Below are 21,422 nucleotides of genomic sequence, written 5' to 3'. Positions count from 1 at the left end.
GATCGCGGGTGCAGTGGCTTCAACGGTGGTGGCGGCAGCCGGACCATTTCGACTGGATCACCGGCTACCTGCAGGCACGCGGGATGCTGGGGGTGGCGCGCTGGAACCTGGCGTTCAGCACGGCTGCGCTGGCGCTCGTACCCGCCGTCCTGACGCTGAGCTCGCGTGGACCCCGCGGCGCGTTGGCCGAAGCGGTGAGCTGGTTCGCGGTGTTCGGCGGGTTGTTCGCCGCCGCGATGTGGGCGGGTCGCTGGCCCACCTGCAGGCAGTCCGTCGGCTACATCCTGGCTGCCAACCTGTTCATCGCGCTGGCCTGCTACGTGCAGGACGATCCGATGGTCGGGCTGATGGGCTGCACGGTGTTCGCCACCACCGGCGGCTACATCGCGCTGTTCCACACTCCCGGCTACATGCTCTACAACTTCGGCGTCGCACTGTACGTCGGTGTGCTGCAGACGACCCGGCTCGCCGTCGAGGCCGACGACACCGCACTGGCGGTCGGGTTGCTCCTGCTGGTGCTGGTGCTCAACGTCGCGGTGCCGTTCGCGGTGCAGGCACTCGTGCATGCGCTGGGGGTTGACCTGTTGCGGGCGGCGCGCGATCCGCTGACCGGTCTGCTCAATCGCCGCGCGGTGTACCAGCAGATCGAGCAGCTGTTGACCGCCCACCGCGATCAGCACGTACACCTGGCGGTCGCGGTCGTCGACCTCGACGAGTTCAAACAGCTCAATGACAGCCACGGTCACGCGGTCGGTGATCAGGCGCTCGTCGCCGTCGCCCGCGCGTTGCGCACCGAGGTCGGCAAGACCGCGGTGGTGGGCCGGCTGGGCGGCGAGGAGTTCGTGCTCGCCGACCTGCTCGAGGCCGGACAGGTCGACGAGTGGGCCGGACGCATGTGTGCCGCCGTCGCCGACGTCCCGTTCCGGGTCACGGCCAGCGTCGGGGTCGCGGCGGTCTGCCCGCCGCTGCCGTTCGACGACGATGGGCAGACGGTCGTGCACATGCTCATCGGCGCCGCCGACCACGCGATGTACGCCGCGAAACGTGCTGGCGGCAACCAGTTCCGCCACGATGACCGGAGTGCCTGCCGCTGATACGTTGGCGGCGATGAACATGCAACGCTGGTCGCAGCGGCTGTGGAAAGAGGCCGAACCGGTCTACTCGGCGATAATGGCACACCCGTTCACCACGGGGCTCACCGACGGATCGCTCGACCCCGAGGTCTTCGCCCACTACGTCGCCCAGGACGTGCACTATCTGCGGGACTACGCCCGCGCCCTTGCGGTCGTGGGAGCCAAGGCGCCGACGCTGGCCGATACGGCGATGTTCGCCCGCCACGCCGCCGACGTACACGCGGTCGAATTGTCGTTGCACGACACCCTGCTGCCCGAACTGGGGCTCGACCCAGCGCACCTGGCCGGCGTGCCGGTGGCCCCCACCACCCGCGCCTACACCAGCTATCTGCTCGCCACGGTCTACAGCGGCAGTTTCGCCGACGGCCTCGCCGCGATCCTGCCGTGCTACTGGATCTACGCCCGGATGGGCCGGGACCTGCTGGCCCGCGGCTCCTCCGACGCCCGCTACCAGAAATGGATCGACAGCTACGGGGGTGAGGAGTTCGCCGCCACCGTCGCGCAGGTCCTGGAGCTCACCGACCGCACCGGCCCGACGCTGACGATTGATCAGGACGCCGCCGCCGGCGCTCACTTCCTCACCACGTCACGCTACGAGTGGATGTTCTTCGACGCGGCCTACCGCCGCGAGCAGTGGCCGGTGTGACCATGAGCGACGAGAAGAGCTTCGACACCCCCGTCCACCGGTGGGAGGACATCCCCGGATGGTTCGGCTGGCGCCAGGCCCAAGAGGAAGCGGTCGCGCACTTCGGCGACGGCGCGCGGTTCGTCGAGGTGGGCAGTTATCTCGGCCGGAGCCTGTGCTCGCTGGCCGAGGTGGTCCAGCAGTCCGGCCGCCGGATCGACGTCGTGGGGGTGGACACCTGCCGGGGCAGCGGCCCGGAGGGCAACCGTCAGGTCAACGCCCACGGAGCGGCGGTGGAGTTCGGCGGCGGCACCTTCGCGGGTCTGCTGCACCGCAACGTCATCGCCTGCGGCTTTGCCGACACCGTCGCGCTGCTGGTCACCGACTCCCTGTCGGCGGCCCGGATGTTCGACGACGAATCACTGGCCTGGGTGCACATCGACGCCCGGCACGACTACGACAGCGTGCGCGCCGACATCGCGGCCTGGGCGCCGAAGGTGACCCGGGGCGGATGGCTCTCCGGCGACGACTACCACCCGGAATGGTGGCCGGGTGTCGTCGCGGCCGTCGGCGACAGCCTGCCGGACGCGGGCGAGTGGTGGCCCGGCCAGTGGCGGTGGTTGAAGGGGGACGCCGTTTACGCCCCCGGCTCCCGGGTATGACGCGAGATCCGCATCACATCCCCGAGGAGTTCTCATGGCCCGCGCCACCATCTTTCATCAAATGCACGATCTCGGTCTCGCCGCCTGGTTCGGCGGCACGCTGGCCAACGCCGTCGCGCTGAATCCGGCCGCTGCCGCGGGCGGCGACCCGTCGCGGGCCGGCGCCGTCGCGAACGCCGGCTGGGACCGCTGGACTCCGGTCAACGCCGCGGCGATCGGCGTGCACCTGGTCGGCGCTGCAGGTCTGCTCAAACACGACCTCGGCCGGATGAAGGTCCAGCAGGGGGTGCCGTCCATGGCGGCGACGAAGACAGTGTTGACGGTCGCCGCGCTCGGCGTGACCGCCTACAGCCGCATGCTCGGGCAGAAGGTCTCCGCGCACCGGGACGTCCCCGTCGCCGACGGTACGACTCCGGCCGCCGCGACCCCGCCCGAGGTCGAGGCCGCACAGAAACAGCTGGCGATGCTGCAGTGGGCGGTCCCCGCGCTGACCGGCGCGCTCACCGCGATCGGCGCATACGCCGCCGAGCAGTACCGACCCGAAGAGGTCTCCCGCGGACTGGTGCAGCGCCTGCTGCCGTCCTGACACATCCCCCCAGAAAAACACCGATGCGCCGCCACGGTGACCGTGGCGGCGCATGCGGGGCAGGGTTTCAGGCGGCGGGATTCGCGTGCAGCGAATGCCGGCGGCGCTTGAGGAGGTATGAGAGCCAACGAACGTCGATGAGCATGGTGTCGCCTTTCCGTATCAGGCTGTCTTGGTCAGGAGGGGGAGCAGGCGGCGCCGGGCCAGGATGCCTTCGCTGAAGTGATGCAGGGCTTCCGGAACCGATGCGGTGACCGGCATGTCGTCGATCGTCCCGGAGGCGCGCAGCACCTGGAGGACGGGTTGGCTACCGATCACCGACCATTCGACCCCGGCGTCGGCGCACCGGCCGTCGATGTCGTAGAACAGTGAAAGTGCCTCCGCATCAAACGAATTCACTGCCGTGAGGTCGAGGATGAACGGCTTCTCCGCGAGCACGAACCGTGTCGCGTAGTCAGCGACGCACGACAGGTTGCCGGCGTCGATGTCGCCCGTGACCGAGACGACCGTCGCGAGTTGACGGCAGCGGGCCCGCATCCGGACCCCCTCGCAGTCGAACGATGGATTGCCGTAGTGAAAGGCACCAGCTGTAGCAGTGGACGTGCTCGTGAATGTCATGAGCGGCCTCCCGTCGGCGTTTCGCTGGAATGGCGTTTCTTGTTTCGCCACCTCAACGTGACACCGAAGTTATGCGGCGAATTTAAGGCCGCTGGGGTGCTACCGCTAAACCTTTGGTAAGAACATGCATTCCCGGGACTCGTGATGTATTTGTTACTCGTCGGTATCCGGTTCGTGGCGCCCTTGGGGCCCCCGGTAGTTCTCCCACGGGTTGTAGTCGGCAAGCAGCGGTTCCTGGGCGGGGCGGCGTCCCTCGGGGACGTGCTGGAGGTTGATTCGGATTCGGTACCAGATCGAACTCGGCCCGCGCATCCCGTCGACCAGGACGTCGGGCGGCTCGAGCAGCACGGCGGCCTCCGGATGGCGCTCCCGCCAGGTGTCGAGCGCGGCCAGCGCCTCGTCCTTGGTCTTGGTGCGGGCGATCTCGATCAGTGGCATCACCGACTGGCGGCGCCCCGTGCCGCCGGAGCGCTTCGCGCCGCGCGGCGCCTTCTCGGCGGGGCCGAGCCGGTCGGCGAGGTCGAGCAATGCGTCCAACCGGCCGGCATGGTCGTCCATCGACTCCCACGGATCGCCCATCTCGGCGTAGCGCGCGGGCACGGTGGCGACGGTGAACGCCTCCGGCCGGCAGCCGGGGACCTCGTCCCAGCGCAGCGGTGTGGACACCCGGGCGTCCGGGGTCGCGCGCACCGAATACGCCGACGCGACGGTGCGGTCGAAGGCGTTCTGGTTGAAGTCCACGAACACGCCCTCGCGCTCTTCCTTCCACCAGCGGCTGGTCGCCAGCTCCGGTGCACGGCGTTCGACCTCACGCGCGATGGTCTGGGCGGCCAATCGCACGAACTTGAACGGCCAGCGCGGTTCGATGCGGGCATAGATGTGGAAACCCCGGGAGCCGGAGGTCTTCGGCCACGCGCTCAGCCCGTGGTCCTCGAGCACCTCGCGCGCGACCATCGCCACGTCGACGATCTGCTGCCAGGTCACCCCCGGCATCGGATCCAGGTCGACCCGCAGTTCATCGGGGTGGGCCAGATCGTCCGCGCGCGTCGGGTGCGGGTTGAGGTCGACACAGCCGACGTTCACCGCCCACGCGAGACCGGCCGCGTCCCGGATCACCGCTTCCTTCGCCGAGGTGCCGGAGGCGTACTTCAGCTCCGCGACGTCGACGTAGTCCGGCCGCTTCTCCGGCGCGCGTTTCTGGAAGACGGCTTCTTCGGTGATGCCCTTGACGAAGCGTTTGAGGATCATCGGCCGGTCCGCCACCCCGCGCAGCGCGCCGTCGGCGACCGCGAGGTAGTACTCGATGAGGTCGAGTTTGGTGATCGGGGGCCGGCCCTCGTGCGCGTCGAAGACGACCTTGTCCGGGTGGGTGACGGTCAGCGGGCGACCGGCGATGTCCAGGGACAGGCTCTGCGCTCGGGATCCGCCGACCATGTCTGCCATGGTAGGGACTGGTACATACCCGTCTCGGTTGCGACATGGGTCACATATTGTGGTGCCATGCCGAAGCTCACTGAACTGTCGTCGCAGGTGGCTGAGAAGGCCAAGTTGTATCTCGACCGCGGCTCCGCCGAATTGCACTATGCCCGCAAGATGTTCGAAGCCGGTGCGCTGCAGCTGGAACCGCCGCAGAACATGGCCGCCTTCGTCGCCGACATGCGCCGGTGGGGTGAGTTCGGGATGATCCCCGCGCTCAACGCCCGTCGTACCCCGGACCGCAACGCGGTCATCGACGACGAGGGCGAGATGACCTACGCCCAGCTCGACGAGGCCGCCCACGCCGTGGCGAACGCGCTGCTGGCCAAGGGGATCAAGGGTGGCGACGGCGTGGCGATCCTGGCGCGCAACCACCGCTGGTTCCTGGTGGCCGTCTACGGCGCGGCCCGCACCGGCGCCCGGATCATCCTGCTCAACAGTGAGTTCTCCGGCCCGCAGATCAAGGAGGTGTCCGAACGTGAGGGCGCCAAGCTGATCATCCACGACGACGAGTACTCCAAGGCGGTCTCGCAGGCGCAGCCCGAGTACGGGTACCTGCGGGCGCTGGGCACCAACCCCGACAACGACGAGCCCTCGGAGAGCTCCGCCGACACGTTGGCGGAAATCGTTGCGAGCGGCAACAAGTCGCCCGCGCCGAAGGTGACCAAGCACTCGTCGGTCATCATCCTCACCAGCGGCACCACCGGCACCCCGAAGGGCGCCAACCGCAAACCGCCGCTGTCGCTGGCGCCGATCGGCGGTGTCCTCTCCCACGTACCGTTCAAATCCGGTGAGGTCACGCTGCTGCCCGCGCCGATGTTCCACGCGCTCGGCTACCTGCACGCGACCATCGGCATGATGCTCGGGTCCACGCTGGTGTTGCGGCGCCGGTTCAAACCGGCCACCGTGCTCGCCGACGTCGAAAAGCACAAGGCGACCGCCATCATCGTGGTGCCGGTGATGCTGTCGCGGATCCTCGACCACATCGAGAAGATGGACACCAAACCCGACCTGTCGTCGCTGCGAATCGTGTTCGTCTCCGGTTCGCAGTTGGGCGCCGAGCTGGCGACCAGGGCGATGAAGGACATCGGCCCGGTCATCTACAACCTCTACGGTTCGACCGAGATCGCCTTCGCCACCATCGCCCGCCCGGAGGATCTGCAGAAGAACCCGGCCACCGTCGGCCCGGTGGTCAAGGGGGTGCGCGTCAAGCTGTTCGACGACAACGGCAAGGAAGTGCCGCGCGGCGAGGTGGGCCGGATCTTCGTCGGCACCACATTCCCGTTCGAGGGCTACACCGGCGGCGGCCACAAACAGATCATCGACGGGCTGATGTCCTCCGGGGACGTCGGATACTTCGACGAGCACGGTCTGCTCTACGTGTCCGGGCGCGACGACGAGATGATCGTGTCCGGCGGTGAGAACGTGTTCCCCGCCGAGGTCGAGGACCTCATCAGCGGCCATCCCGAGGTCGTCGAGGCCACCGCACTCGGCGTCGAGGACAAGGAGTGGGGCCACCGGCTGCGGGCCTTCGTCGTCAAGGCCGACGGCGCATCGGTCGACGAGGAGGGCATCAAGCGCTACGTCAAGGAACACCTGGCGCGGTACAAGGTGCCGCGGGAGGTCGTCTTCCTCGACGAGCTGCCGCGCAACCCGACCGGCAAGATCCTCAAGCGCGAACTGCGCGACATGGACGTGGACGGCTCGGGCGGCGGCGAAGCGAAGGCGGAATAGCCGCCCGGCCGTATCCGTCGTAACCCTTCGTGAATATCGACCTGAATGGGAAGACCGCACTCGTCACCGGCTCGACGCAGGGCATCGGATTGGCGATCGCAAAGGGTTTGGCCGCTGCGGGCGCGCGCGTCGCGGTCAACGGACGCAGCCGGGAGCGTGTCGACGACGCCGTCGCCCAACTGACCGGCGACGTCATCGGCGTCGCGGCCGACGTGACCACCGAGGGCGGGGTGGCAGAGCTGCTTCGCCTGCTGCCGGATGTCGACATCCTCGTCAACAACCTCGGGATCTTCGGTGCCGTCGCGGCGCGGGAGATCACCGACGAGCAGTGGCGCACGTACTTCGACGTCAACGTGCTCGCGGCGGCGCGTCTCATTCGGCACTACCTGCCGCACATGGCCGATCGGGGCTGGGGCCGGATCATCCAGATCGCCAGCGACTCCGCGATCGTCATCCCGCAGGAGATGATTCACTACGGGGTGTCGAAGACGGCGTTGCTGGCGCTGTCGCGCGGCTTCGCCAAGGACGCCGCGGGCAGCGGAGTGACGGTGAACGCGGTGATCGCCGGACCGACCCATACCGCAGGCGTCGAGGATTTCGTGTACCAGCTGGTGGACCGCTCATTGCCGTGGGAAGAGGCCCAGCGTGAGTTCATGCGGCTGCACCGGCCGCAGTCGTTGTTGCAGCGGCTCATCGAACCGGAGGAGATCGCCAACATGGTGACCTATCTGTCCTCGCCGCTGGCGTCGGCCACCACCGGTGCGGCAGTTCGAGCCGACGGCGGATACGTCGACTCGATTCTGCCCTAGCCCGTCAGTACTCAATGGCCTCGATGAGCGGGCCTGGTTCGTCCATCAACGCCCAGAACCGGTCCCGGATGGCCACGGTGACGGGGCCGGGCCCGCCGTCGCCGATCGGTTCGCCGTCGAGTGTGTTGATCGGCGTGACGCCACCGGCGGTGGTGACGGCCATGATCTCGTCGGCGTCGTAGAGCTCGTGGCTGGTGACATCGCGCAGCGTCGCCTCGATGCCCATCGCGTCAGCGAGCTCGAAGACCGTCTTGCGAGTGATGCCCGGCAACGCATTTCGCGACGGTGAGGCCAGCTTCCCGTCCTTGACGATGCAGACGTTGAAGCCCGGGCCCTCGGCGACGCAGTTGTCCGAGTCGAGCAGGATCGCGGTGCGCGCGCCGCGGTCCTTGGCCTCGAAGCTGGCGGCGGTCAGATCGCCCCACTGGTAATTCTTGATCGTCGGGTCGACGGTGTTGCGTCCCGCGCGCCGGACGTGGCGCGGCACGATCGCGGTGGTGCCGAAGATCTGCTCGTTCGGCGGGAACGCCCACAGGTACGGGATCGCGTAGATGTACACCTGATGGGTCAGCTTGGACAAGTCCTTCTCGCCCTTGCGCTTTCCGTATCCGCGAGTGACCGTCAGGTTGACGAAGGATTCGCGCAGCTGTGACATCGCGACACAGCGTTTGGTGATGTCGGCGAGCTCGTCCTTGCTCATCCCCGGGTCGAGCCGGAGCTTGCGGGCCCCGTCGAGCAACCGGTCGAGGTGATCACCGAGCCGGAAGATGTTGCCGTGCCAGACATGTGCGACGGTGTAGGTCAGGTCTGAGTGACCGAAGCCGGTGTCGAAGATCGAGATCTTCGCCTCCTCGGCCGGCAGGTACTCACCCTCGATCCAGGCGACGCCGCCGGCGAACGGGCTGGAGGTGTCGAGTTCGTAGTCGCTGTACTGGATCACCGATCCGGGCGGGGTGGCCTCCCGGATGGCGCCGGGTTCGACCGCGACGAGGTTGCTGGTGCCGAGATCTGTTGCAGTCATGCTGATTCCTTCTATGAGGGTTGCGTTGACCCTGCGCTCACGGCGCGCAAGTGCGAGTGACCGACGCCGTGAACGCAGACTCAGGCGGGGGTGGTTCAGAGGTTGTTGGTCCTGGCGTAGCCGGCGCCCGCCTCGCCCCGGCTCAGTCGTGCTTTGAGCCCGGTGGCCCACCAGATCGCCGCGATCACGACGATGCCGAGGAAAACCCACTTGTTGGTGGTGAACTGCGGCAGGAACAGCAGGGCCACAGCGACGCCGAGGAACACCACCAGCGCGGTGACGTAGAGCGGAAGGCGGAACCGGCCGAGGTCGAACGTGCCGGGCTCCGGCTGCGGGATGGTGCCCCTGCGGTGCCCGACGATGAGGCCGACGGTCTGCAGGATGTAGACGAAGAAGAAGAGCAGCGACGCGATGCCGATGATGTAGTTGAACGCCTTCTCGTTCACCAGCGCCGACAGCAGCAGCAGCGTCGACAGGCCGCCCAGCCCGAGCACCGCGAAGGTGGGGGTCTTCCGCGTCGGGGACACATGCCGCCACAGGTGCGACAGCGGAAGCATGTTGTCGCGGGCCATCGAGTAGGTGAGGCGGGTGGCCACCAGGATGTTGGCCAGCAGGCAGGCCAGGATGTTGGTGAGCGCGACGGCGACGACGACCTTGGTGACGACGGGGCCGGCCTGCTGGGTGATGATCTCCTCGATCGGCGCGGCGGAGTTCGCCTCGACCGCGGCGACATCGCGGATCGCCAGCACGTAGACGATGTACATCAGCAACTCGATGACGATCGAGGTGGCCAGCGCGTAGAACATGGTCTTCGGCACCACGCGCCTGGCGTCCTTGGTCTCCTCGGCGACATCGGCGCCTGATTCGACGCCGATCAGACCGAAGAACGGCCCGAGCGCGGCCGCCAGCCACGCCAGCAGGTAGGAGTCCTTGTCGCCCGACTCCCCGCCGGTGAACAGCACCGAGATCGGCTGATGGTTCTCCGGCGCGGAGAACGCGATCACCGCGATCAGCGCCGTCGCGCCAACGGTGATCACGAGTTCGAGGCTGACCCCGATGTTGTTCACCATGGTGGCGAACCGGACGCCGTAGATGTTGATCAGGACGCACAGGAACACGACACCGATCGCGACGAGGATCTGTGCGCTCTGGCTCATGCTCCAGCCGAAGAGCCCGCCGAGGTAGCCGGACAGGATGAAACCGACGCCGGTCATCCCGCAGACCCAGCCCATCAGGGCGATGAACCCGGTGAACCAGGCCAGGTCGGGGCCGTTGATCCGGCTGATCCACTGGTAGGAGTATCCGGCGAGCGGCAGCTTGGCGGTCAGGTCGGCGGCGATGAACGCCCACAGCGCGAAGACGGCGCCGGCCAGCAGCAGTGTCCAGACGAACGGTGCGCCCGCCGTGAAGTACCCGGCGCCGAACCCGGTGAAGACCGCGGTGGTGGCGCTGATGGTGGCGAACCCGATCGCGAACGACGCGAGCTTGCCGACGGATCGGTCGAGCTTCTGGGTGTAGCCCAGTTCGGCGAGTTTGGCGTCCTCGGCGTCGGCGACTCCGGGGGGCGCCTTCGCCGGGGTCGGTGGTGCGGCGGCATCGGTCATAGAGGAAATGGAAACGTGCGGTGTCTCACAGCGGAAGTTCCGGTTTCTGATCTTATCGATAACTCGTAGTTATCAACGCAGGTCGGCGGGGCGTTCTTCGCCATGGCCCTCGGGGAAGTTCCATTGGGCCTCCACATGCCGGATCAGCGTGCGGCCCTGCGGAGAAAGGCTCGCCGGGTGCCATGCCAGCGCGATGTAGCTGGGGGCGTGACCGCGGATCGGCACGTAGACGATGCCCGGCCGGTCGTAGAGCCGGGCGATGGCCTCGGTGGTGAAGCTGATCCCGAGGCCGCGTGCGATCGCCGTCGTCTCAGCTTCGTACGTGGCCGCGACGGCGGCCACCGTGGGCGGGCGGTCGCGCAGTTCCATCGCCATCCAGTAGTCGCGCCAGCCTCCGGCGCTGGCCGGAGCGCAGACGATCGGATCGTCGAGCAGATCGGTGATCTCGACCTCGTCGCGGCCGGCGTAGCGGTGGTCGCGCGGCAGGCACGCCACCCAGTCCTCGGTGTCGAGGACGAAGATGCGGTGCTCGGGCAGGTCGAGCGGCGGCCGGGTCAGCGCGATCTCCGTGGTGCCGTCGGCCAGCCCGGCGGTCGGGTCGGAGAAGTCGAACTCGGTGGCCTCGATCGTGATCTCCGGGTGCGCGGCCTCGAAGTGGCGCACCAGCCGGTAGAGCAGATCGGCGCCGGTGCCCAGGAAATACCCGAGCCGGATGCGGTTGCCGGTGCGCCCGGTCAGCGCCGAGAGGTCACCGATGGCGCCGTCCACCCCGGCCAGCGCTTCCTGCACTCGGGGCAGCCACGAGGCGCCCACGTCGGTCAGCGTGACCTCGCGGGTGCTGCGGGTGAACAGTGCGACACCGACGAGGTGTTCGAGCTGTTTGATCGCGGTGGACAGCGCGGGCTGGGTGATGAACAGCCGCTCGGCGGCGCGGTGGTAGTTCAGTTCCGCGCCCAGTACCGCGAAGTACCGCAGCTGGCGCAGTGTGATGTCGGGGCTCCGCAGTCTCGTGGGGCCACCTCCGATCACGGGAAACGCGGTCTCATGGAACCTAGCAACAAGGACGCCCGCCCGATCGGGAAGCAGCCGGAGCGCCTCACCCGGTCATCGCCGTTCCCGGCACTGACAGGCACAGCAGGAACAGCGCGAACAGGAACCATCCCGCGCCGTGCCAGATGGGCCAGGTGCCGCGGGCTTTCCAGACGCGGTAGGTCTGGATGAAGGCGCCGACGCCGCCGGCGAACAGCACGACGGGGACGAGGACCGCGGCCATCAACGACCGGTCGCCGGGGATCACGTAGAACGCGAAGCACACCGCGGCGACGGCGACGACCGCGACGACGTAGGTGACGGCAGCGCGGAAGGTCTGCGGATCCCGCCAGCGCTTCTCGACGTCCTCGGTCATGCCGAGCGGTTTCCCGGGGCACACTCGTGGGAAACGGTCGCGTGGGCCGGCGAAAGGAGTCCCGTGGACACGACACCGATGCGGTCCCGGATCCGGGCCGGTCTGCTGGCATACGCCGCGGGGGACGCGGCGGGGGTGCCGTGGGAGGGCTGCCGCGCCGAGCAGGTGCCCCGCCAGGGCATCGACGAACTGCCCCGCCGCGGGGACTGGCCGCCCGGCGCCACGTCCGACGACACCGCGCTCACCCTGCTGGTGGCCGAGTACCTGCGCGACCGCGGCGCGGTGGTGGACGAGGCCGACTTCCTGTCGCGTCTCGCCGCCGCGGCGCCGGGAATCCGGGGGATCGGACCCAGCACCAAGGCGGCGGTCGACCGTTTCCGATCCGAGGGGGCGGTGCGCGCCCATAGCGGTGACACCAACGGCGCGGCGATGCGCGCGCTGCCGATCGGCTGGGCGATCGCCGACGACGATCTACGCCGCGGGGTCACCACCGGTTTGTCCCGCACCACCCACGGGGCGGACTCGGCCGTCGCCGCCGCGTGTATCGCCGCGGCCATGGCCTCGGCGGCGCTCGACGGCGTCTCGCCCGCCGACGTGGTCGGCCCCGAAATAGACTGGGCCGAACGGCAATTCAGGGTCGACCTGACGCCGGTACGGCGCGCGGACGAAGGTGGATGGTGGCCGCACCGCAACGGTGTCACGCTGCACGCCCTCGACACCGCCGCGGCGGTGGTGGGCGTGGTCCGCCACGCCCTCGACCGCAGGCTCACCCTCGCCGACGCCCTGCGTCATGCGGTGTCGCTCGGCGGTGACACCGACACCGTCGCCGCCATCGTGGGCGGAATACTCGGCGGGCGCGAACGGGACACCCCCGACATCCCGTGGCTGGCACGCGTGGACCTGCCGGACGATGCGACGCTCGACGCGGTCAGCGCCGCGCTGGCCGAATTGCGGGCATCGACGGGCTGACTCAGCTCGTCGCAGGGCCCGCGGCGGCTGATCCCTGCAGCCGGCCGAGGAATTCGTGGCAGCGGCGAGCCCGCTCCGAATCCTCGGACATCACCTGCTCGAAGAACGACGCGATGTCGTCCATTCCGGCGTTACGCGCATCGCGCACGTACTGCCCGTAGTCGTGTCCGGCCTTCAGCGAGTGGTATTGAACCGAGATCAGATCGAACGTCACATCGTCGAAGCCGGTTTCTCCAGTAGCCATGGCTCCTCCTACCGAGATCTTTGGTTGGGTGCCGGACGTACTACCCGTCGCCGGTGGCGGTAAACGACCGAGTTTGAACGCCGCCACCCCGGGTAAGTCGCCTCCCTCGAAGGATGTCCGGAGGGCAATTACCCATGGAGTCAAGGTTTCTCGATCATCTCGAGTGTGATGCTCGATGAGGGTGCGGCCTGCGCCGGACCCGCTCCCGGTGATCGAATCGCTCGACGAGCTCGCCGACCTCGTGACGCGGCAACCCGATGTCTATCTGCGGTACTCACACGGCCCCGAGACCGACAGCGACGAGACCGCGAGTTGCGACTACGAAGCCGACGTGTTGATGCCGGGGCTGTCGGTGAGCGCGATCGCGCCGGAGCCGTGGTGGCCGCGGCCCGTGCAGGACTGGATCGCCCGGCGCATCCGGCAGTACGCGCAACTGCATGAGCCGGGCCGGTTCCCGTGGGTGCTGACCGGGCGGGTGGTCGGACACGGACCCGACCACGAACCGCTCGTCACCGACATCCGCCCGATCGCCGCGCTCGGCGACCGAGCGCTGGCCGAAGCGGCCGCCCGTTACCGCGAGGAGTTCGAAGTCGGCCGGGATTCCACGACGGGGCAGCGGCCGAACGCCTAGCCGCCGACCGGTTTCGCGACACGGTCGGGCGCGGCGCGCAGTGCCAGGACCACCGCCGCGGAGAGCACCATCATCACGCCGACCGCCCACATGCCCGCCCTCGGCGAGCCGAGCAGATCGTCGAGCGCGCCGGTGAGGTACGGGGCGGCAAATCCGCCGAGATTGCCGACGGAGTTGATCAGCCCGATCGCCCCGGCGGCCGCGGCTCCGGTGAGGAACCGCGACGGCAGTGCCCAGAAACTCGGGATCGCACTGAACACCCCCATGGCGGCCAGGGTCACCGGAATCATCACCAGCACCGGGCTGTCCAAGTACAGCGCCACCGGAATCGCCAGCCCGCCGAGCAGCATGGGCGCGGCGACGTGCCCGGCGTGTCCGCCGGTGCGGTCCGCGTGCCGCGACCACAGGAACATCGCCACCGCGGCGAATGCGTAGGGAATCGCGGTAATCAGCCCGACCTGCTCGATCGACAGCGTGAGGCCGAAACTCTCCCGGAACCCGGCGATGATGGACGGCAGGAAGAACGCCAGCGCATAGAGGCCGTAGGCGACACCGAAGTACACCACCGCCAGGGCCCACACCCGCGGACTGGTCAGCGCGCGGCGCAGCGGGACGTCGAAGCGGTCGCCGACCTCACGCTCCTCTGCGGCCAGAACATCGGTCAGCCAGCGCTTCTCGTCATCGGGCAACCAGGTGGCGTCGGCAGGCCGGTCGGTCAGGGAGAACCAGCACACGACGCCGAGCACGATCGCGGGCAGGCCCGAACAGATCATCAGGAACTGCCAGCCGGCCAACCCGAACAGTCCGTCGCCGACGTCGATGAGCCACGCGCCGACCGGTGTTCCCACCGCTGCGGCGATCGGGCTGGCCAGCATGAACATCGCGACCACCCGCGCCCGGTAGGCGCCGGGGAACCAGCGGCTGAGATAGAAGATGACACCGGGGAACAGCCCGGCCTCGGCGACGCCGAGCAGGAACCGCAACACCAGCAGCGTAGCGGCGTTCGGGGCGAAGCCGATGGCGACGACCACGATTCCCCAGGACACCGCGATGCGGGCCAGCCACCGGCGGGCCCCGAACCGGTGCAGTGCGAGGTTCGACGGCACTTCCACGAGGACGTAGCCGATGAAGAAGATGCCCGAGGCGAAGCCGAACATGGTTGCCGACAGCTGCAGGTGCTCGCTGATGTCGGCCTTGGCGATGCCGAGGTTCGTGCGATCCAGATAGTTGACGAAGTAGAGCGCCATCAGGATCGGCACAGTGCGCCACATGACCTTGCGCACCGTGCCGTGCCCACTCGTCACGCGGTGATCGTAAGCCGCCCGCCCGCCCGCCGGGGCGGGCGGGCGCTCCGGGGTCAGGCGCAGTCGGCGCAGATCAGCGCGTCGCCCGCGTTGCGGGCCAACCGGCTGCGGTGGAACACCAGGAAGCAACTGCTGCAGGTGAACTCGTCGGCCTGCTTCGGGATGACCCGCACGGTGAGTTCTTCACCGGACAGGTCGGCGCCGGGCAGGTCGATGGCGTCCATCGGGTCGGCGTCCTCGAGGTCGAGGACCGCCGTGCGGGCGTCGTTGCGCGGCACCGGCAGTTCGTCGAGCGAGTCGGTTTCCACGTCTTCTTGCTTACGGCGGGGCGCGTCGTAGTCAACGGTCATGATGGCTGCCTCTGGTTGTCGCGGCGAATTGCACAGCACTCAACGGACGCTGATCGCCCCTTGTTCCCTGCAGGTCGCGCCGCCAAACACCGGGGCGTATTACGGATCGCGCGGGAGTCCGAGCAGCCGCTCGGCGATGATGTTCAGCTGCACTTCCGACGTGCCGCCATAGATCGTCGTGGCGCGGCTGCCCAGCAGGTACTCCACCCATGTGAACTCCAGCGAGTCTGGTGCGGCGATCACCGCGTCGGTGCCGAAGGACGACACCGCGAACTCCGCATAGCCCTGACCGGTCTTCATCGACAGCAGCTTGGAGATCGCCGCCGACGGCATCGCGTCGCCCCCGGCCAGCGTCAGCAGCGTCGAGCGCAGGTTCAGCAGCTTGGCGGCGTGCCCCTCGGCGATCAGCTGGCCCGCCTTGTTCTGCCCGATCTGGTCGAAGTGGCCGTCGCGGATGAACTCGACGAAGCCGTCGAGAGTGGCCAGGAACGGCGGCTCGCTGCTGCCGATGGACACCCGCTCGTTGGTGAGCGTGTTGCGGCTGACCTCCCAGCCACGGTTGACCTCACCGAGCACCAGGTCGTCGGGGACGAACACGTCGTCGATGAAGACGGTGTTGAACATTGCGTTGCCGGTCAGCTCGCGCAGCGGTTTGACCTCGACGCCTTCGCTGTTCATGTCGAGCAGGAAGTACGTGATGCCGTTGTGTTTGGGTGCGCTGGGGTCCGTGCGGGCCAGCAGCGCACCCCACTGGGAGTACTGCGCGCCGGTGGTCCAGATCTTCTGGCCGGTGATGCGCCAGCCGCCGTCGACCTTGGTGGCCTTGGTGGTCAGGCTGGCCAGGTCCGAGCCGGCGCCCGGCTCGGAGAACAGCTGGCACCAGATCATCTCGCCGCGGAAGGTGGGCGGCAGGAACCGCTGCTTCTGTTCGTCGGTGCCGAACGCCACGATCGACGGGATGAGCCAGGCGGCGATGCCCATCTGGGGTCGCTTGACCCGGCCGGTCGCGAACTCCTGGGCGATGATGATCTGCTCGACGGGGCTCGCCGCGCGTCCCCACGGGGTGGGCAGGTGGGGCTGCACCCAGCCGCCCTCGGCGATGGCGACGGTGCGCTCCTCGCGGGGCAGGGCCTTGAGCGCGGCGACCTCGGCGCGGATCTCGTCGCGCAGCTTCTCGGTGTCGGGGTCCAGGTCGAGGTTGATGGGACGCATTCCGGTGGTGGTCGCGGTGTCGACCACGTGCTGCGGGTACTCGGATCTGCGGCCGAACGCGGCGGCGAGCACCAGCGCGCGCCGGTAGTAGACGTTGGTGTCGTGTTCCCAGGTGAACCCGATGCCGCCGTGCACCTGGATGCACTCCTGCACGCAGTGCTGCGCGGCGGTGGGCGCCAGTGTGGCGGCGACGGCGGCGGCGAACTCGACATGCGGGTCTTCGGAGGGGTTCTCCCGCAGCCCGTCGAGTGCGCGGGCGGCGTCCCACACCGCGGCGGTGGCCCGCTCGGTCTGGGCGATCATGTCGGCACACTTGTGCTTGATGGCCTGGAACTGGCCGATCGGCCGGCCGAACTGTTCGCGGATCTTGGCGTAGGCGGCCGCCGTATCGGTCGCCCAGCGCGCGACACCGATGGCCTCGGCGGACAGCAGTGTGACGATCAGCGCCCGCGCCAGCGGACGGGTGAGGGTGCGCAACACCCGGTCGTCACTGATCTCCACGGCGTTGGCGCGCACGTGCGCGACGGGACGCAGCGGGTCGACGCTCGCCACCGGTTCGATCTCCAGTTGCTCGGCGTCGAAGACCACCCACTCGTCGCCGCTGCTCTCGTCGTCGAGGCCGGCGACCGGCAGCACCAGCACGGAGGCCTGCGCGGCGGCGGGGACGGCGCGCACCTCGCCGCGGACCACCAGACCGTCGCCGTGGCGGGTGGCGGTCAGGCTGGAGTCGATCGCGTAGGCGGCGATGACATCGCCGGAGGCGAGGTCGCCGAGCACCTTGGCGTCGGGGTCGTTGGCGGCGATCAGCGCGCTGGCGATCGCCGACGGCACAAATGGTCCCGGCACCGCGCCGTAGCCGAATTCGGCCAGCACGATGGCCAGTTCGAGGATGCCGAACCCTTGTCCGCCGGCGGATTCCGGCAAATGGACACCCTGAAGACCCTGCTCGGCTGCGGCGCGCCAGAACGGGGGCGGGTTGGGGATCGGGTTCTCGAGCGCTTCGTGGAGCACTTCGGACGGCGCGACGCGCGCCACCAGGGACCGTACGGAATCGGCGAGGTCGTTGTGCTCTTCGTTGATCGCAATGGGCATAGCTTCGTTGCCTTCCCTATTAACCGCTTGGTTGGGAGCCAGATTACCTCTCGGCCCCGGGTGTGCTCACCGCCACCGTTTGGCGATCCACTTCGCGATCAGGTCGGCCTGTTCACTGCGGGCGCCCGGGGTGGTGAAGTAGTGGTCGGTGTCGACCGACGCGCTGGTCTTGTCGTCGGTGGCCAGCGCATCGTGGATGCGGCGGGCGTCCGAGGGGAACACTCCGGTGTCCTGGTCGGCGGTGATCACGAGCGCGGGGCACGCGATGCGCGCCAGATGGGGTTCCGCGCGGGTCTGGGCGTGACGCAGGCTCCACATGCCGAGCCAGTTGCGCAGCGTGGTGGCCGTGGCCACCCCGTACGCCGACCGGTTGGCGTTGGCGGGCGTGCCGAGGTAGCAGGTGTTCGGCGGGCGGTTCGACGGATCCAGGGTGGGGTCGACCATGCGCAGGTCGGCCCACGTGCGCAGCACGGTGAACGGCCGATCGGAGAACCCGGCGGCCCGCACGCGGGTCCACTCCGTCTGGACCCAGTCGGTGATGGCCTCGTTGCGCGCGAACTGCGCTGCGCGGTAACGCTCGACGAACTCGGGGGAGTAGGGCGGACCGTTGCGTTGGTCGAACGGGTCGAGTTCGGGATCGCCGGCGACGGGGTCGGTTTCGTCGAGGACCGATGCGTCCATCCACGCGGTCAGTACGTCGGGGCGGCCGGGGTGGGCGGCGCTGGCGACGTATCCGTCCGCAGGCAGGAGGTCACCCAGCCCGGCCGCGGGGCGCATCCCCTCCAGCGGCGTCACGTGTTTGTCGCACGCCTGTGCCTGGTAGGCGGCCATCAGTGAGCCACCGCCGGAATTGCCCAGGAGTATCACGGTTTCGATGTTCTGCACCTCGCGCAACCAGCGCACTCCCACGCCGATGTCCACCAGTGCGTGGTCGAGCAGAAAGCTGCTCTCGAAGCCACGGAACCGGGTGTTCCAGCCCAGGAAGCCGATGCCGCGAGTGGCCATGTAGTCGGCGAGATAGTGCTCCGAGAAGTCGATCTGATAGTGCGCGGCGATGATCGCGACCCTGGGTCTGCGGCCCATTCCGCGGTGGTAGATGCCCTGGCACGGATGGCCGCCGGACCCGGCCCGCAGCGCGCTCGGAGAATTCAGGCCGACGAATTCCCGTGTGACACCGGGGGTTTGTGCCATGGTTCTGGTCACAGGATCCTCCGCTCGGGGCGCTGGTCGACCGATCGTAGAGTCGGGTGTTCCCCGCCGTGGCGTGATGCCGCAAAGTTGCTGTGCGCCATTGTGATTCAGTAGAGGCGGGGATCGGCCAGTTGGTCGATCATGGCGGTGAGCTGGTCGACGAGCTGCTCGGGGGCGAGGACCACGTCCGCTGCCAGCCAGGCGCTGATGGTCTGCCCCACCCCGCCGACGACGAAGTGGGCGGCGGCCTTGATGCGGTCGTTCTCGGACTGCCGTAGCGCCGCGCTGGCATGCCGGCCGGACAGCATCGCGAACAGGGCGCCGGATTCCGCGCGTTTGCGCACCACGACGGCGTTGGACAGCTGCGCGCTGAACAGCAGGCGGCCGATCCGGGGGTCTTCGGAGATGGTCCGGACGATGTCGGTCATCACCGCACGGCTCTGCGCGCGCGGCGGCGCGGCGGCCGCGGCGGCCTGTGTCGTGGTGGCGATGCCGTTGATCACCCAGTCGAACACCGCTGCGACGAAATCGTCCTTGTCGGTGAAGCACTCGTAGAAGTACCGGACGGCGACTCCGGCTCGCCGGCAGATGGCGCGCACGGTGAGGTCGGCGAGATCGTGTTCTGCCGATCCGAGCAGGCCCAGGCCCGCCTCGAGGAAGCGCCGCCTGCGCTGCGCGAGGCGCTCCGGAGCCTCGACGCCGCGGTAGGGGCGGACCTGTCCCATCCCCCCATCTTGACACCCGTCGATCCTGCAGGGGAAAATCAGGAAACATTCGTTCTCACTTTTAGGGGTGGCCAATGACGGTCAGCGAACCGCTTCCGCACGTCGAGCGTCCGGTCAGCGCACCGGCGCATCCGGAGGCGCTCACCCCGCCGCCCGTTCTGGCCCGCCGCGCCGCCAGCATGGAGGACGGTCTGATGGGTGTCGCGCTGCTGGCCGGCCCCGCGAACGTGATCATGCAATTGGCCCGGCCCGGCGTCGGTTACGGCGTGCTGGAGAGCCGCGTCGAGAGCGGTCGCGTCGACCTGCACCCGATCAAACGCGCGCGCACCACGTTCACCTATCTGGCCGTCGCCACTCGGGGGAGCGACGCCCAGAAGGCGGCCTTCCGGCGGGCGGTGAACAAGGCGCACGCGCAGGTGTACTCGACCGACGAGAGCCCGGTGAAGTACCACGCGTTCGACAAGGACCTGCAGCTGTGGGTGGCGGCGTGTCTGTACAAGGGCGCGGTCGACATCTACCGCCTGTTCGTCGGGGAGATGGACGAGCAGGCCGCCGAGGAGCACTACCGCGAGAGCATGACGATGGGCACCACACTGCAGGTGCCGCCGGAGATGTGGCCCGCCGACCGCGCGGCGTTCGACAAGTACTGGCAGGAATCGCTCGACAAGGTGCACATCGACGACACCGTGCGCGAGTACCTCTATCCGATCGCGGCGTCGCGGCTGCGCGGGTTGCGACTGCCCGGCCCGCTGCAGCGCAAGAACGAAGAACTCGCCCTGCTGATCACCACCGGCTTCCTGCCGCAGCGCTTCCGCGACGAGATGCGGCTGCCGTGGGATGCCGAGCGGCAGCGCCGCTTCGACCGGCTGATCGGCGTGCTCCGCACCGTCAATCACATACTGCCGCGGTTCGTCCGGCAGTTCCCGTTCAACGTGCTGCTCAAGGACCTCGACCGACGCATCCGCACGGGCCGGCCGCTGATCTGACGTCGGATACGCCGCGTATAACGGCTCTGTGCGTCACGACAACGATTCCTGGGACATCACCACCAGCGTCGGCTCCACCGCGCTCTTCGTCGCGGCGTCGCGGGCGCTGGAGGCGCGTAAACCCGAACCCCTCGCCGTCGACCCGTACGCGGAGGTCTTCTGCCGCGCCGTCGTCGGCGAATGGGCCGACCTGTTCGACGGCGCTGGTCTCGATTCGAAGCCCGACCACATCCTGCACACCGCGTTCGGTGTGCAGTTCGTCAACTTCCAGGGCGCGCGGACCCGCTACTTCGACGCCTATTTCGCCGCGGCGGCCGCGGCGGGGGTGCGTCAGATCGTGCTGCTGGCGGCGGGCCTCGACTCACGTGCCTACCGTCTGCCGTGGCCGGACGGCACCGTCGTCTATGAACTCGACCAGCCGCAGGTGCTGGACTTCAAGCGCCGGGTGCTCGCCGACCACGGTGACGAACCGCGAGCGCAGCGCCGCGCGATCGCGGTCGATCTCCGTGACGACTGGCAGGGCGCGCTGACCGCGAGCGGTTTCGATCCGGGCCTGCCGTCGGCGTGGCTGGCCGAGGGGTTGCTGATGTATCTGCCCGCCGTCGCGCAGCAGGCCTTGTTCGCCGGCATCGACGCGTTGTCTGCCCCGAATAGCTGGGCCGCCGTCGAGGAGTCGGTGCCGATGCCCACCGAGGTGTTCGAGGCCAAGCGCGCCGAGGAGCGGGCGGCCGGCGACGACGGCACCTTCTTCACCCTCGTCTACAACGAGCGGCACGCCCCCGCCGAACAGTGGTTCTCCGAGCGCGGGTGGGCGGCCGAGCCGACGTCTCTCGCCGATTATCTGGCCGATGTAGGGCGACCGATGCCCGCCGAGGATCCCGAGGTCGGCGCGATGATCAGCGCGATCCGGTTGATCACCGCGACCAAGGGGTGAGCGGGGTCACCGGGTCGTGTGACACCGTGCATCTCGACACTTAGGTTGTGCAATGCTAACTTCACCGAAAGTTAGCCTAGCCATACTTAAGGGGAGAAAGCGGGGGCCTCG

The 21,422-nt window shown here is 68.5% G+C and carries 22 protein-coding genes; 10 read left to right on the top strand and 12 right to left on the bottom strand.

Translation table 11 applies throughout. The features are described 5' to 3' along the window. Window positions 1-8 precede the first annotated feature (8 nt). Genes G6N30_RS18900 through G6N30_RS18885 form a run of 4 tightly spaced genes read left to right on the top strand, consistent with a single transcriptional unit; the run spans window position 9 to window position 3,006 of the window. A complete protein-coding gene (locus G6N30_RS18900; RefSeq protein WP_134057982.1) occupies window positions 9-1,094 on the top strand; it encodes a GGDEF domain-containing protein in 1,086 nt (361 codons plus the stop codon). A 13-nt stretch (window positions 1,095-1,107) separates the two neighbouring features. Beyond that, window positions 1,108-1,779 carry a thiaminase II gene (tenA, locus tag G6N30_RS18895; RefSeq protein WP_134059210.1) on the top strand — a complete coding sequence of 224 codons (672 nt, stop codon included), beginning with the start codon at window positions 1,108-1,110 and terminating at the stop codon, window positions 1,777-1,779. A gap of 2 nt (window positions 1,780-1,781) precedes the next feature. Next, on the top strand, window positions 1,782-2,420 hold the full coding sequence (locus G6N30_RS18890) for a class I SAM-dependent methyltransferase (protein ID WP_134057980.1): 639 nt from the start codon (window positions 1,782-1,784) through the stop codon (window positions 2,418-2,420). Between the two features lie 34 nt (window positions 2,421-2,454). Then, the gene (locus G6N30_RS18885) at window positions 2,455-3,006 is read left to right on the top strand and encodes a hypothetical protein (RefSeq protein ID WP_134057978.1); all 552 of its coding nucleotides are present in this window, start codon (window positions 2,455-2,457) and stop codon (window positions 3,004-3,006) included. 162 nt (window positions 3,007-3,168) lie between these two features. Here the strand turns inward: G6N30_RS18885 and G6N30_RS18880 are convergent, their stop codons facing one another. After that, window positions 3,169-3,624 carry an STAS domain-containing protein gene (locus G6N30_RS18880; RefSeq protein ID WP_134059207.1) on the bottom strand — a complete coding sequence of 152 codons (456 nt, stop codon included), beginning with the start codon at window positions 3,622-3,624 and terminating at the stop codon, window positions 3,169-3,171. A 153-nt stretch (window positions 3,625-3,777) separates the two neighbouring features. Continuing rightward, the gene (locus G6N30_RS18875) at window positions 3,778-5,067 is read right to left on the bottom strand and encodes a DNA polymerase domain-containing protein (RefSeq protein WP_134057976.1); all 1,290 of its coding nucleotides are present in this window, start codon (window positions 5,065-5,067) and stop codon (window positions 3,778-3,780) included. Between the two features lie 57 nt (window positions 5,068-5,124). Between G6N30_RS18875 and fadD2 the strand changes: the two genes are divergently transcribed. Both fadD2 and G6N30_RS18865 read left to right on the top strand, forming a co-directional pair. Then, window positions 5,125-6,834, top strand: a complete 1,710-nt coding sequence (fadD2, locus tag G6N30_RS18870) for a long-chain-fatty-acid--CoA ligase FadD2 (protein WP_134057974.1) — start codon at window positions 5,125-5,127, stop codon at window positions 6,832-6,834. 29 nt (window positions 6,835-6,863) lie between these two features. Further along, window positions 6,864-7,643, top strand: a complete 780-nt coding sequence (locus G6N30_RS18865; protein WP_134057972.1) for an SDR family NAD(P)-dependent oxidoreductase — start codon at window positions 6,864-6,866, stop codon at window positions 7,641-7,643. 4 nt (window positions 7,644-7,647) lie between these two features. On the opposite strand, the gene G6N30_RS18860 is transcribed toward G6N30_RS18865, so the two are convergent. From G6N30_RS18860 to G6N30_RS18845, 4 genes are all read right to left on the bottom strand, one after another. Beyond that, window positions 7,648-8,664, bottom strand: a complete 1,017-nt coding sequence (locus G6N30_RS18860) for an aminotransferase class IV (protein WP_134057970.1) — start codon at window positions 8,662-8,664, stop codon at window positions 7,648-7,650. Between the two features lie 95 nt (window positions 8,665-8,759). Further along, the gene (locus G6N30_RS18855; protein ID WP_134057968.1) at window positions 8,760-10,268 is read right to left on the bottom strand and encodes an APC family permease; all 1,509 of its coding nucleotides are present in this window, start codon (window positions 10,266-10,268) and stop codon (window positions 8,760-8,762) included. 72 nt (window positions 10,269-10,340) lie between these two features. Further along, window positions 10,341-11,297 carry a LysR family transcriptional regulator gene (locus tag G6N30_RS18850; protein WP_234880271.1) on the bottom strand — a complete coding sequence of 319 codons (957 nt, stop codon included), beginning with the start codon at window positions 11,295-11,297 and terminating at the stop codon, window positions 10,341-10,343. Window positions 11,298-11,364: 67 nt separating this feature from the next. Then, entirely contained in the window at window positions 11,365-11,673 is a 309-nt protein-coding gene (locus tag G6N30_RS18845; RefSeq protein WP_134057966.1) for a hypothetical protein, read from the bottom strand. Window positions 11,674-11,736: 63 nt separating this feature from the next. On the opposite strand from G6N30_RS18845, the gene G6N30_RS18840 reads away from it, so the two are divergent. Further along, window positions 11,737-12,642, top strand: coding sequence for an ADP-ribosylglycohydrolase family protein (locus G6N30_RS18840; RefSeq protein ID WP_234880270.1), 906 nt, complete (start codon window positions 11,737-11,739; stop codon window positions 12,640-12,642). A gap of 1 nt (window position 12,643) precedes the next feature. Here the strand turns inward: G6N30_RS18840 and G6N30_RS18835 are convergent, their stop codons facing one another. Continuing rightward, complete coding sequence (locus tag G6N30_RS18835; RefSeq protein WP_134057964.1) at window positions 12,644-12,886, bottom strand: acyl carrier protein; 243 nt, start codon at window positions 12,884-12,886, stop codon at window positions 12,644-12,646. Between the two features lie 175 nt (window positions 12,887-13,061). Here G6N30_RS18835 and G6N30_RS18830 point away from each other — a divergent pair, with 175 nt between their 5' ends. Continuing rightward, window positions 13,062-13,517: a DUF6098 family protein gene (locus G6N30_RS18830; RefSeq protein WP_134057962.1), complete on the top strand. Its 456-nt coding sequence runs from the start codon at window positions 13,062-13,064 to the stop codon at window positions 13,515-13,517. Here G6N30_RS18830 and G6N30_RS18825 read toward each other — a convergent pair. From G6N30_RS18825 to G6N30_RS18805, 5 genes are all read right to left on the bottom strand, one after another. Then, window positions 13,514-14,788, bottom strand: a complete 1,275-nt coding sequence (locus tag G6N30_RS18825) for an MFS transporter (RefSeq protein WP_134059198.1) — start codon at window positions 14,786-14,788, stop codon at window positions 13,514-13,516. The genes G6N30_RS18830 and G6N30_RS18825 overlap by 4 nt on opposite strands. Window positions 14,789-14,874: 86 nt before the next feature. Beyond that, on the bottom strand, window positions 14,875-15,171 hold the full coding sequence (locus G6N30_RS18820; protein WP_134057960.1) for a DUF4193 domain-containing protein: 297 nt from the start codon (window positions 15,169-15,171) through the stop codon (window positions 14,875-14,877). Window positions 15,172-15,270: 99 nt separating this feature from the next. Next, complete coding sequence (locus G6N30_RS18815; RefSeq protein WP_134057958.1) at window positions 15,271-17,475, bottom strand: acyl-CoA dehydrogenase family protein; 2,205 nt, start codon at window positions 17,473-17,475, stop codon at window positions 15,271-15,273. Between the two features lie 66 nt (window positions 17,476-17,541). Beyond that, window positions 17,542-18,666: an alpha/beta hydrolase gene (locus G6N30_RS18810; protein ID WP_134059195.1), complete on the bottom strand. Its 1,125-nt coding sequence runs from the start codon at window positions 18,664-18,666 to the stop codon at window positions 17,542-17,544. A gap of 107 nt (window positions 18,667-18,773) precedes the next feature. Beyond that, a complete protein-coding gene (locus tag G6N30_RS18805; protein ID WP_134057956.1) occupies window positions 18,774-19,391 on the bottom strand; it encodes a TetR/AcrR family transcriptional regulator in 618 nt (205 codons plus the stop codon). Window positions 19,392-19,465: 74 nt separating this feature from the next. Between G6N30_RS18805 and G6N30_RS18800 the strand changes: the two genes are divergently transcribed. Together G6N30_RS18800 and G6N30_RS18795 are read left to right on the top strand one after the other, a co-directional pair. Further along, window positions 19,466-20,377, top strand: coding sequence for an oxygenase MpaB family protein (locus G6N30_RS18800; RefSeq protein ID WP_134057954.1), 912 nt, complete (start codon window positions 19,466-19,468; stop codon window positions 20,375-20,377). Window positions 20,378-20,405: 28 nt separating this feature from the next. Continuing rightward, a complete protein-coding gene (locus G6N30_RS18795; protein WP_134057952.1) occupies window positions 20,406-21,311 on the top strand; it encodes a class I SAM-dependent methyltransferase in 906 nt (301 codons plus the stop codon). Window positions 21,312-21,422: the final 111 nt, after the last annotated feature.

The organism is Mycolicibacterium litorale (assembly GCF_010731695.1).
Taxonomy (GTDB): Bacteria; Actinomycetota; Actinomycetes; order Mycobacteriales; family Mycobacteriaceae; genus Mycobacterium; species Mycobacterium litorale.
Note: the sequence above shows the minus strand (reverse complement) of the source record. Positions and strands in the feature narration are given on the sequence as shown.